Source organism: Pedobacter sp. FW305-3-2-15-E-R2A2 (assembly GCF_038446955.1).
Taxonomy (GTDB): domain Bacteria; phylum Bacteroidota; class Bacteroidia; order Sphingobacteriales; family Sphingobacteriaceae; genus Pedobacter.
In genome coordinates this window covers 2,294,656-2,306,198 of the sequence record NZ_CP151803.1, presented here as the reverse complement: position 1 = coordinate 2,306,198, position 11,543 = coordinate 2,294,656, and the positions used below count along the sequence as shown (strand labels likewise).

The following is an 11,543-nucleotide window of genomic DNA, read 5'->3' as shown; positions in this document are numbered from 1 at the left end:
AAAATGTTAAAAATAGCAGACAAAACATTCAACTCCCGCCTGTTTACGGGCACCGGAAAGTTCAGTTCTCCGGAAGCCATGGAGGCCGCATTACTCGCCTCCGGCTCGGAATTGGTTACGGTTGCCTTAAAACGGGTAGACCTGAACGATGCGGCAGATGACCTTTTAAAGCACCTCAGACACCCACAGCTGAACCTTTTACCCAACACCTCCGGCGTCAGAAATGCCAAAGAAGCGGTCTTTGCTGCACAAATGGCCAGAGAAGCACTGGAAACCAACTGGATCAAACTGGAAATCCATCCGGACCCGAAATACCTGATGCCAGACCCCATCGAAACGCTCAAAGCAACAGAAGAACTGGCAAAGCTAGGCTTCATTATCCTGCCTTATATCCATGCAGACCCTGTTTTATGTAAACGGCTGGAAGATGCGGGAACGGCTGCTGTGATGCCACTGGGTTCCCCGATAGGCAGTAACAAAGGCTTAAAAACCATAGACTTCCTGGAAATCATCATCAGCCAGAGCAATGTTCCGGTCATCATTGACGCCGGAATCGGCTCCCCTTCTGATGCCGCCAAAGCCATGGAAATCGGTGCAGATGCAGTATTAGTGAACACCGCTATTGCCGTATCCGGAAATCCGACAAAAATGGCAGAGGCCTTTAAAATCGCTGTTCAGGCAGGCAGAATGGCTTATGAGGCGAGATTAGGTGCTATTTATTCACATGCTGTAGCCAGCAGCCCTTTAACTTCATTCCTTGACGATGAGTTTTAACGAAATTTTTGAAACCTATAGCTGGGAAGAGACCAGCAGGAGCATTTACGCGAAAACAAGCGCAGATGTAGAACAGGCATTAACTGCGACAAAAAGAACTTTGGAGGACTTTAAAGCACTGATCTCCCCTGCGGCGGCTCCTTATCTGGAAAGAATGGCGCAACTGAGCCAACAGCTTACTTTAAAGCGGTTTGGGAACACGATTCAGATGTATGTGCCTTTGTATCTCTCCAATGAGTGCAACAACATCTGCACGTATTGCGGCTTCAGCTACGACAACAAGGTGAAACGCAAGACCTTAACTTCGATGGAGATCATGGAAGAAGTTGCCGTAATTAAAGAAATGGGTTACGACCATGTGCTTCTGGTGACTGGGGAAGCCAATCAAAGCGTCCATACCGATTATTTCAAAAAGGTGCTGGAGCTGATCAGACCACATTTCGCACACATTTCGATGGAGGTACAGCCTCTTGACCTTTCCGATTACCAGGAACTGACCCCTTATGGCCTGAACACGGTATTGGTTTATCAGGAAACCTATCATGAGGAAGATTATAAGAAACATCACCCAAAGGGTAAAAAATCAAACTTTCAATACCGGCTGGATACGCCAGACCGCCTGGGGCAGGCCGGAATCCACAAAATGGGCCTGGGCGTACTGATCGGCCTGGAAGACTGGCGGACAGATTCCTTTTTCACCGCCCTGCACCTGAACTACCTGGAAAAGAAATACTGGCAAAGCAAGTATAGCATCTCCTTTCCCAGACTCCGTCCATTTAGCGGCGGACTGGAACCTAAAGTCGTCATGAACGACCGGGAGCTGGTGCAGCTCATCTGCGCCTACCGTCTCTTTAACGAAGAAATAGAATTGTCGATCTCGACGAGGGAATCCATCGCCTTCCGGAATAACATCATCAAACTGGGCATTACTTCCATCAGTGCAGGCTCAAAAACCAATCCCGGAGGTTATGCTGTAGCGCCGCAATCCCTGGAACAGTTTGAAATTTCGGACGAAAGAACAGCTCCGGAAATCGCAGAAATGATTCATCAACAGGGATATGAAGCAGTATGGAAGGACTGGGACATGAACTTAACCAGGTAAAACAATGAACAATCAGGAACTTAAACGATACGATCGCCAGATTTTACTGGAAGAAATGGGCATTGAGGGGCAGGAAAAGCTACAAAAGGCCTCGGTACTGGTTATTGGTGCCGGCGGACTGGGCTGCCCGCTCCTATCCTACCTTACCGGAGCTGGAATAGGAAAAATTGGGGTGATTGATGGCGATGTGGTGGAAGAAAGCAACCTGCACAGACAGGTAATTTATCAGCAGAATGACATCGGAAAGAACAAGGCTCAGGCCGCTGCAGCAAGGCTCAACCTGCTCAATCCAGGGGTAGAAATACAGGCCTACCCCCATCAGCTGAACGCTCAAAATGCAGTAGAAATCATTTTGGATTACGACCTCGTGATCGATGGATCTGATAATTTCCCCACGCGTTACCTGGTCAATGACTGCTGCGTAGCACTGAAAAAAACACTGGTATTTGGTTCGATATTCCAGTTTGAAGGACAGGTTTCTGTGTTTAATTACAAAGGAGGTCCGGACTACCGGCTTTGTTACCCGGAAGCTCCGGCAGCAGAAGAGGTGCCAAATTGTGGTGAGAGTGGTGTTCTTGGCCCCCTGCCGGGCATGATCGGGAGCATCATGGCCAATGAGGCCCTAAAAATTATTTGTGGGTTTGGAACAACGCTCTCCGGAAAACTACTTATATTGAATGCTTTAAATTATGACATGCAGATTTTTAACATTCAACCTGAAAATCCAGAGAAAGACCAGCCAGGCCCGGTAAAAACCAAGACAGCAGCCTATCAGGAAATCGACATCAGGGACCTGGAGGAATGGAAAGAAAATGCAGAACCTTTCCTGTTGATCGATGTGCGGGAAGCCTACGAATTCGAAGAACACAACATCGGAGGAACCCACATTTCCCTTTACGATCTGAAAGAAAAAATAGACAGCATCCCCTTCCAACACAAGCTTGTTTTATGCTGCGCCTCAGGAGCAAAAAGCAGAATGGCGGTCAAAATCATCAATAAAAAAAGAAAAGAAGAATTATTTATAATCAGCCTGTTAGCACAAAATAACTAAACCTCCTGTTTAGCAGGAGGCTTTAAATTTCCCGCAGGTCTTTCTTGTCGTACAAGAAAGAAAAGTACAGGAGATATCCGAGTAAAATCAACAGGCTATAAAGCAGGTAGTAATGTGTGAGCACGATAAACATGCTGACAAAAAAGAAACCGAGCAACCATTTCAGGTATTGATCCTGATCGAGTTTCACCCGGTATAACATCAATTGTAATCCCATTAAACCGGATAAACCAAAGAGCAATCCAGCGCCAATATGCAGGGGTTGATATCCTGTCCTGTGGATATAGAAAATGATCTCGGGAACAAAGAGCAAGAGCAAAACCAGGATGCGCTGCCCCATCTTTGCACTTAAAGTGATGGGCAGACTTCGGGTAAAAGAAAGGCGGTCGACCTCATTTTTCAAGAGTGCATGAATGAGCATGCTGTGCGCCAGTACGGCGGCCAGAATCCCGATCAAGGCGACCCGAATATCTCCGGACACATCAGCAAAAACCCACATAACGGCATTAAAAAGGGCGAACGACAAGACTTTACTCCCTACGAGCATTAGCGTTTGCTCTTTCAACAGGTAATAAAAAGGCCATGTCCAGTAAGGCTTAGTCCATCGGGGGAGGGAGGTTTTTAAATAAACCTTTACTGGAACATGGCTATAATTGATGATCCGGAACATGTATCCGGATACGGCAAATAACAAGGTCATAATGCAGAGCAGAACGGCGCACACACTGAGATAATAAGCATAAACTATGCCTATATAAACCAGGGGAAGGGCATACAGCAAAATCGGCAGAAACAATACTGCATACAGCTTCAGCCATAGTATAAACTGTGTTTTCCTTGCTGTGGTCCCCAGGAGGAATACAAAACGGTAGGTTTCCAGTTTCAGCTGTTTCTTCATAAAAAACAGGCATTTGAGGAGGTATAAGGCCCAGCAGATAAAGACCAGAAAAAGAACAAGTGGGGAAGAATAGATCAGCATCATCAGGGTTTTATGATAGCTGATGAGCTGTGAAGCTTCTACAATTCCAAACAAAAGGTAGAAACCAAACAGGAATAACCCGGCATGAGCGGCGTAAAACTCTTTACTTAAAGTCTTTAAGAATAGCTTTAACATGCTTCAATTTTCCTGTCCTTAATTTGAAATGTCGCTTTAAGTGCTAACTGTCCGGGTTCCAGCTCCTGGTGAGAAGACAAAAGGAAGCTACTCCCCTTTGCCTGGTATTGATTGATTAACCGATAAAGGACCTGAGCGGAATTTGCATCTATGGTAATTAAGGGTTCATCGAGGATATACAACTGAATATCACCGGTAAAAGCACAAATAAGAGAGAGTTTTTTGAGCATCCCACTGGAATACCCCCCGATCTTATTGTTCATAAAAGCGGTCATCCCGAACTGCTCAATGGTATCCTCCACAGCCAGACGATCTGCTTTCCTTACCTCTATATGGTAGTCTAACAGTTCATTTCCAGTAATAAATGAGGGATATTGGGGCTCGGCTTCGGCATAACTGATCATTGTGCGATAAGCGACGGGCTGTTTTTTTAAGTTGATCTGATTTAAACTGAGTTCCCCATGGAATGGCGTTTGCCCGGAAATGATCCTGAAAAGTGTGGTCTTTCCGGTCCCATTTCCCCCTTTAATCCAGTAAACACCTGAATCCAGCTGCCATTTCTCAAAGGAAAGGATGGTATGATCTCCGTATTTCTTCTCTATATTCTCTAAATCTAAGCTGATCACCCGGTATATTTTTACATTTAGATACACCGCACACCGATATGTTACTAACGATATCGCTACCTTTGCAAAAATGCCCGCAAGAACATGATAGAAATAGGAAGATATAACGATCTCAGAATTATAAATAAAACCGAACACGGCCTCATACTTACCGAAGGCGAAAAAGAAGTGCTTCTCCCTTATGTAGATGTCCCTAAAAACATCGAAATTGGCGAGAATATCAATGTTTTCGTCTACATGCACAAAGATGGCAGGCTGATGGGAACCACCAAAAGACCTCATGCCTGTGTAGGAGATTTTGCCTATCTGACTGTGGTTGATGATGGGGAAGACGGTGCATTTATGGATCTGGGCCTTGATAAAGACATCTATGTTCCTCAGCGTGAGCAGAAACGCCCGATGTTTAAAGGGGAAAGTCATGTGGTTTATGTCTACCTCGACGAAAGTAACGACCGTATGGTGGCTTCTTCCCGTTTAACCAATTATGTGGAGGATCAGGACATTGACCTCGAAGAAGGTGATGAAGTAAGTTTACTGATTGTAGACCGTTCTGACCTGGGATACAATGCCATCGTAGACAATAAATACATTGGCTTATTGTACACCAATGAGCTGTTTGACCAGCTGAATCCGGGAGAATTCAGGAAAGGATGGATCAAAAAGATCCGTGTAGAAGGAAAAATCGATTTGAGCCTTCAGCCAATGGGTTATGGCCATATCCTGGAAAACAAAGATGTCATCCTGGATGAATTAAAAGAAAATGGTGGTGTGATTGCCCTTGGCGATAAAAGCGCACCTGATGAGATCTACGACCGCTTTAAAATCAGCAAAAGTGCCTTTAAAAAGGTAATTGGCGGATTATATAAAGACAGACTGATCACGATCTCTGATTATGAAATCAAACTTTTCGTAGATAACGAAGCCGATTAAATAAGTCCTGAATTAAACTCAGGTCATAAAAAAGCCGGAATCAATGTTAATGATTCCGGCTTTTTTGGTTTTAAACTTCCATGGCTTCCGCCTGTTTTATTTTCGGAGTCTTCTGCCCCGCCCCTTTTTTCTGGGTCAATATGGGTGCTTTTCCCGTCTTTTTCTTCTTTTTAAACTTCCTGTTGTACCAAATGATAAAACCGGTGACCGGTAAACTGGCTGAGATCAAACTGGCCAGAAAGGCCAGAATCTTTGTCGGAATCCCCAATATCGCACCAATATGCAGGTCGTAATTCATCCGTCTGAGCTTATCTGCAGCACTCGCGTCCTCATATCTTCCTGAAAAAGGAGAACCGTCTGTGATGGGCTTAAGGCTCAGCTGATCAAAATTATAACGGTTGGTCTTATACAATGTTCCCGCTTTCAGGTAAACCACAAAGCCGATGGCGTCTGATGGTTTTTCGGGCAATGAAACCAGGATATTTTCCATCTGGTCTGAGGCGACAATCCTGCTGTAAAGCCGGTCTACATCTGTTGGTTTAAAAGTTCCTGTTGTGGTAGTATCCGAAAGCGCTCTTTTAAATTCCTTCATAGGCCGCCCTCCCGAGCTTAACCAATAGACGGATTTACTATACCATTTATAACTGTAAACAAGCCCGGTTAGCGAAATCAGTAGTAAAAAGAGAAATGTATAAAAACCGAGCACATTGTGCAGGTCGTAATTTTTCCGCTTAAAACTGGCATTCCACTTAATTTTAAAGCTTTTATCACGAATAGATTTAATCCATTTCTTTGGCCACCATAAGGTGATTCCGGAAATGAGCAACAACACAAAAATCAACACTGCCGCCCCAACGATAGGCCTTCCGATAGGATAGGGCAACCACAATGCACGATGTCCATTTAAAATAAAACGGAAGAAATCGGCATTGCTTTTCCTGTTTTTCTTTTCCGTATGAATCAGTTCCCCTGTGTATGGATTCATGAAAACCACCACACTAGTCCCCTTTTTCCGGTTAAAATTACTGACGGTAACCGCTTCATCTTTTTGTCCATAACGGATGGAATTCGGCTTTAAACCTCCCATTTTCGCAGTAGCCAGACCGGTCAGCTGTGTAGGAAGCAGGAAGGCCTCCTGCTGGGGTTTTACATATTGCCAGGGCTCGTACAAGCTTCTGATCTCTTTTTCAAATACATAAATACAGCCGGTAATGCTCACTATAAACACAATCAGGCCCGAACCAAGTCCGAGCCATAAGTGTAAAAAGGCGTTGATCTTTTTAAAAGTCATTATTTAAATTTATATAGCGCCGTAATTCTTGCGTTTCTCGGCATGTCATAAATCCAGGTATAGTATCCTGCCGCATTTGCAGGGGCAGTTCCCTGGGTAAACAACCTGCGGTCCAACAGGTTATTGACCACTGTAGAAATACTGAATTTCCCTTTAGTATAAGAGAGTCCGGCATCAAAACGGATATAATCAGGAAGATTTGGTTTTGTAAATCCTTGTCCGGCGATGCGTTTTCCCTGGTACTGGTATCCGCCTGACAGTCCAAAACCATTCAGTAATGCGCCTTGTTTTTTATAGGTATAGCTTAACCAACCGTTGCTGATGTGTCTGGCTGAATTCGTTAAATAGGTACCTTTAAGGTTCTTATTCAATGCCTGATCTTTCGTCACTTTGGGATCCGTATAAGCATAATTCAAGGTCACATTTAATCCCTCAACCAACTCTCCCACCACATCGATCTCTATTCCTTTAGACTGAATTTCACCAAGTTGCACTTTGTATCCTGCCGGATCACCCGGGAACCTCGGATCTTCGGTAAGGACATTCTTTTTAGTGATCTGATAGGCCGTTATCGAGGTATTCCATTTTCCATCGAACCAGTCTTTCTTGACTCCGATTTCAATATTATTTCCTCTTAAAGGCTTAAAGATCTCTCCTTCTTTATTGGCTCCTGGTTGAGGGAGGAAGCTTTGATCAAATAAGGTATAAACAGACATGTTTTTTGTAATGGAATAGCTCAATCCCAGTCTTGGAGAAAATGCATTATCAGAGAGTTGTGTGGCATTGGTCTTTCCAACCGTCACCGCATGCGTAAACCTTCCGGCAAGTGTCAGGCGTAATTTTTCCTCCAGAAAACGAAGCTCATCCTGAACATAAACTCCGGTATAACTAACATTTGTCGCATAGATATTAGCTCCGGAACGAACCTGAATGCTCTTTGACCTGTCAAATACCGGGATATTTGCCAAAGGAATTCCATAAATCGGATTGTAAATGTTAAATGGCACATTGCCTGCCAATTGAAGGTCAGGGTGTGTTGAACTGCTAAAGTCGCCCCATGTTTTCAGGTTTCCCATATCCAAGCCCCCTAAAACCCGATGCGCGACTTCTCCGGTTTTAAATTCTCCCTGTAAACTGAACTGTGCATTTTTATTAATGGCCAACTCATCACCAATATTGTAATAACGTTTCATGTTTCCCTGATCGTCCAGAGAAGAAAGCCATACAGATCCTCCTTCTAAGGAATAATTCAGATAGGCCAGTTGCGCATTGAAAGTCCAGTCTTTATTTAGCTTATGGTTTAAATAAAGCGTAACATTATGGTCATTCAATTTTGCAGGATCTAAAGCCGGATCTCCCAGAAAAAAGCTTGGAGGGACATCACCGAAACCTTTTTTAGAGAAACCATAATTTCCCAATGCCTGCGCTTCTACATGCTGACGGGTATATTCTGCCGTAAATTTAGTATTACTATCTATCTGATAGCTGATTACCGGAGCGATGACATATTTATCGGTGTAATTGTATTTATTAAAACTACCCTTGGTTTGTCCGGCAACATTCAAACGAAACAGCAATTTACCGTCCTGACTCAGTTTGGTATCCAGGTCGACTGCCGCACGGGCAAGGTTATAACCACCTGCACTGACGCTCACCGAACTGTTGTTCTGACCAGTAGGTTTTTTGGTAACAATATTATACATTCCACCGGGTTCTCCGTTGGCCATCATGAAACTGGCCGGGCCTTTCACAAATTCAATGCGGTCAATGGTGGCTGCATCATCAGCCAATGGCCCCCATGGCGTCTTCATATTCATACCGTTACGAAAAGCAGGAATGGTCGTTCCACGCATATAGATATTAGCGTATTGTGCATCCCAATGGCCTACTCTGATCGCTCCGCTGACATTTCTCGTCACCCCATCCACAATATCAAAAGCCATCTGATCGGCCATCACCTGACTGGTCACCACACGAATATTCTGAGGCAATTCCAGCAATGGAGTTTGTAAACGCAGTGAAGAAGACACTTTATCTACTTTAAACTTCTTTTTATTACCGGAGATCTGAACGTCATCCAACTGAGATAAGTTCTCTTTCAAGGAGAAATCAACAATAACGGTTGATTTTCCGGTCACTATGATTTGCTTTTCTTTTGTAAGTAGTCCAACCCCGGAAACGACAATAGTGTGAGTTCCTACAGGAACTTTTCGGATGTGGTATTCACCATCCTCATTCGTGATCACGCCAACTGAAGTACCCGCCAGTTTTACAGAGATATTACTGGCTACGCTCCCATCCGCTGTAGTGATCCGTCCTTTGACACTACTGGTTTGTTGCGCAAGTACGCCGGAACTGAGGAAGAGAAAAAATAAAAGATGAAGTAAGGATTTCTGCATGTACTATACTTATTAAGATTAATTATAAATAAAATGCAAAGAAAGCTAAATGGGAGTTACCTTCCTAATAATATTTAAAAAAACCTTTTAGCACAATACTTTTGTCCCGACTAATCAGATAGCAGGACAAAAGCGAGGATGGATCTAAACTTTAATTAAGCGTGTAGCACCATTTTTAAGCAGGTATTGTTTGACTTTCCCTTCTTTTTTGATGTTGATCCGCATGCGGTTCTTACCGATTCTGGAAATCTCGATATCAAACGTACTTCCAAAGGAATGAACGTTGCGCAAAGCCATCTTATTCCAGCCGTCAGGCAGCCTTGGGGTACAATTAAAACGATCAAAGCCTACAGGGCGGATCCCGAACAGGCCTTCGGTAAAGACCCGGCAATACAGGCCGCTTTCTGCGGATAAATGTCGTTGTCCGCCTTCCGGGAAGGCTTCCACAGGATAGGGAACGTGTTCGCCCAGCAAGCGTCTTCTGGAATAATACCTGAGGTAAGCCATGGCTTCTTCCGTCTCTCCGGCGGATAGAATCCCCCTCAATGCGTATAAAGTGGCCCGATCCCAGAAGGTCTTATCCCCCGATTGGGTCAGGAGTCCATCGCTGGTGAATAATTTGGAGGAAAACAGTGCCTTGATGGTGCCTTCTTTCCGGTCTTCAATCCCGACGGTGAGCGGCATACAAATCCAGGAACGAAGTACCTCATTGCCTTTATAATACCTGTAGGTATCGAATCCTTCCACATTGGCAGAAAAATAACGAGCTATTGCAAGCCTCAGTGTTTCCGCCTGTTTTCGGTAAGCCTGCTGTATTCTGACGCCTTTATGGAGCAAAGGAGCGAGCTCCGCAGCGGAGATCAAAGCATCATAATATAAACAGCTGGTGGATAAGTTAGCCTCTCCGGCGGGAAACCTCCCTTCCAGCTCATCGCTTTTAGAAGCCACTACCCCATCTTTATTCAGCTTTCGTCTGGAATATTCCAGGCACCATTCAATCAAAGGCCATAATACGCGCGCGGAGTCTATGTTTCCATTCGCAAGGGCATATCGGGAAGCCCCATAAGCGATCATTGCCTGATCCCCACGGTCGCCGGCCCCATTCCAAAAGCCCTCTCCTTCTGCAATGATGGAGCTGGGAATGGGTTTGTATTCGGGGTTCATATACGCAGCAAACATGCGATAGGCATTCATGGCCGATTTATTTCCCAGATCATCACCTAAAAATGCGAAAAAGGGGTTTACATACTCTGCCTGGTCATTTGCCCAGATGGCGGCGTAATAAGAAAGGCCACCCGGACCATGCATCAGGCCTCCTTTGGTGTTAAAAATACTCTCTGTCGCCCTGAGCTTGGCAAAGGCAAAAGCAGTGTTTAAAATGGGTTCAGGAGTGATCAACTGTAGTTTTTGGGAGATCTCTCCGATGCGGTTCTTTTTTTTTGATTCTTCCGCAAGCACATCAATATCAATTGCTGCTGCTGCATTGGCAGCGGCCTGATAAGTGATGGAAAAGCGGATGGAATCGCCGGGTTTAACCAGTTCATTTCCGCTTGCGGCGGAGCGGAGGATGAGGTGGTGTGGCTTCAGATAGCTTCTGGAGGTATCGATCAGGATGTCCCGAAACTGATGGTCCATTGAAATTCTGACTGGTTTAACGCCTTGATTTACAAAAACCAACTGTTCTATCGCCATGGCCTGACTAACCGCAGGAAACAGCGTTCTTTTCAAAGTAACGAGGCCTTTTTCGCCTATTTTGCTGTAAATCTCCATTCTTCCATCGAGCCGGATTCCCGTCAGGACATTCGGAAAACCTTTCAGCTGATGACCGTTAAAGCGTTCCTCTTTCATCGGTTTTCCATCTACAAGAATCTGTGGAAGCTCCTCATCCTTAATCTCCTGCATCAGGCTGGAATGGGTATCATTGGGTTTCATTCTAAAGGTTGGAAATACCACAGTACGCTTCAAATGAAGCCTTTTTTCTGCATCTACTTCGTATTGCAGCCATAAAGAAACCTTTTGTCCGCTCATTTCAATATGGTCGGCATGGGGTAACCGGTCTGTAATCGTCCAAAAAATGCTGCCATCCTTCCTGATCTCCCAGCGGTCTGTCTGAACCGGCAGGTCCAGCTGTTGGGCGAAAACCAGGTTTCGAATGGTCATCAGGACCAACAGGATTAAACAGATCTTCAAGAGTTTCAATTTAATTTTTATCATTTCAATGGGTTAAATGGGTTAAAATAAAAAAGTCATGACATC

At 44.6% G+C, this 11,543-nt stretch carries 9 protein-coding genes; 4 read left to right on the top strand and 5 right to left on the bottom strand.

From position 1 onward, the window contains the following. Positions 1–3 precede the first annotated feature (3 nt). Genes AAFF35_RS09555 through moeB form a run of 3 tightly spaced genes read left to right on the top strand, consistent with a single transcriptional unit; the run spans position 4 to position 2,927 of the window. On the top strand, positions 4–774 hold the full coding sequence (locus AAFF35_RS09555) for a thiazole synthase (protein WP_342332218.1): 771 nt from the start codon (positions 4–6) through the stop codon (positions 772–774). Further along, on the top strand, positions 764–1,876 hold the full coding sequence (gene thiH, locus AAFF35_RS09550; protein WP_342332217.1) for a 2-iminoacetate synthase ThiH: 1,113 nt from the start codon (positions 764–766) through the stop codon (positions 1,874–1,876). Before AAFF35_RS09555 ends, thiH begins: the two co-directional genes overlap by 11 nt. Before the next feature lie 4 nt (positions 1,877–1,880). Next, complete coding sequence (gene moeB, locus AAFF35_RS09545; RefSeq protein ID WP_342332216.1) at positions 1,881–2,927, top strand: molybdopterin-synthase adenylyltransferase MoeB; 1,047 nt, start codon at positions 1,881–1,883, stop codon at positions 2,925–2,927. Positions 2,928–2,949: 22 nt separating this feature from the next. Here moeB and AAFF35_RS09540 read toward each other — a convergent pair whose 3' ends face one another. Next, on the bottom strand, positions 2,950–4,041 hold the full coding sequence (locus AAFF35_RS09540; RefSeq protein WP_342332215.1) for a hypothetical protein: 1,092 nt from the start codon (positions 4,039–4,041) through the stop codon (positions 2,950–2,952). Further along, complete coding sequence (locus AAFF35_RS09535; RefSeq protein ID WP_342332214.1) at positions 4,035–4,667, bottom strand: ATP-binding cassette domain-containing protein; 633 nt, start codon at positions 4,665–4,667, stop codon at positions 4,035–4,037. Before AAFF35_RS09535 ends, AAFF35_RS09540 begins: the two co-directional genes overlap by 7 nt. Before the next feature lie 84 nt (positions 4,668–4,751). Between AAFF35_RS09535 and AAFF35_RS09530 the strand changes: the two genes are divergently transcribed. After that, the gene (locus tag AAFF35_RS09530) at positions 4,752–5,597 is read left to right on the top strand and encodes a S1-like domain-containing RNA-binding protein (protein ID WP_342332213.1); all 846 of its coding nucleotides are present in this window, start codon (positions 4,752–4,754) and stop codon (positions 5,595–5,597) included. A gap of 70 nt (positions 5,598–5,667) precedes the next feature. Here AAFF35_RS09530 and AAFF35_RS09525 read toward each other — a convergent pair whose 3' ends face one another. The 3 genes from AAFF35_RS09525 to AAFF35_RS09515 form a co-directional block, all read right to left on the bottom strand. After that, entirely contained in the window at positions 5,668–6,888 is a 1,221-nt protein-coding gene (locus AAFF35_RS09525; protein WP_342332212.1) for a PepSY-associated TM helix domain-containing protein, read from the bottom strand. Continuing rightward, positions 6,888–9,287, bottom strand: coding sequence for a TonB-dependent receptor (locus AAFF35_RS09520; RefSeq protein WP_342332211.1), 2,400 nt, complete (start codon positions 9,285–9,287; stop codon positions 6,888–6,890). The genes AAFF35_RS09525 and AAFF35_RS09520 overlap by 1 nt, the downstream gene beginning before the upstream one ends. Positions 9,288–9,431: 144 nt before the next feature. After that, positions 9,432–11,501, bottom strand: coding sequence for a hypothetical protein (locus AAFF35_RS09515; protein ID WP_342332210.1), 2,070 nt, complete (start codon positions 11,499–11,501; stop codon positions 9,432–9,434). Between the last annotated feature and the right edge of the window lie 42 nt (positions 11,502–11,543).

What these genes read in the sequence shown, in the direction of transcription:
- AAFF35_RS09555 (WP_342332218.1), top strand. Translation starts at nt 4, where the DNA reads ATGTTAAAAATAGCAGACAAAACATTCAACTCCCGCCTGTTTACGGGC.
- thiH (WP_342332217.1), top strand. Translation starts at nt 764, where the DNA reads ATGAGTTTTAACGAAATTTTTGAAACCTATAGCTGGGAAGAGACCAGC.
- moeB (WP_342332216.1), top strand. Translation starts at nt 1,881, where the DNA reads ATGAACAATCAGGAACTTAAACGATACGATCGCCAGATTTTACTGGAA.
- AAFF35_RS09540 (WP_342332215.1), bottom strand. Translation starts at nt 4,041, where the DNA reads ATGTTAAAGCTATTCTTAAAGACTTTAAGTAAAGAGTTTTACGCCGCT.
- AAFF35_RS09530 (WP_342332213.1), top strand. Translation starts at nt 4,752, where the DNA reads ATGATAGAAATAGGAAGATATAACGATCTCAGAATTATAAATAAAACC.
- AAFF35_RS09525 (WP_342332212.1), bottom strand. Translation starts at nt 6,888, where the DNA reads ATGACTTTTAAAAAGATCAACGCCTTTTTACACTTATGGCTCGGACTT.
- AAFF35_RS09520 (WP_342332211.1), bottom strand. Translation starts at nt 9,287, where the DNA reads ATGCAGAAATCCTTACTTCATCTTTTATTTTTTCTCTTCCTCAGTTCC.
- AAFF35_RS09515 (WP_342332210.1), bottom strand. Translation starts at nt 11,501, where the DNA reads ATGATAAAAATTAAATTGAAACTCTTGAAGATCTGTTTAATCCTGTTG.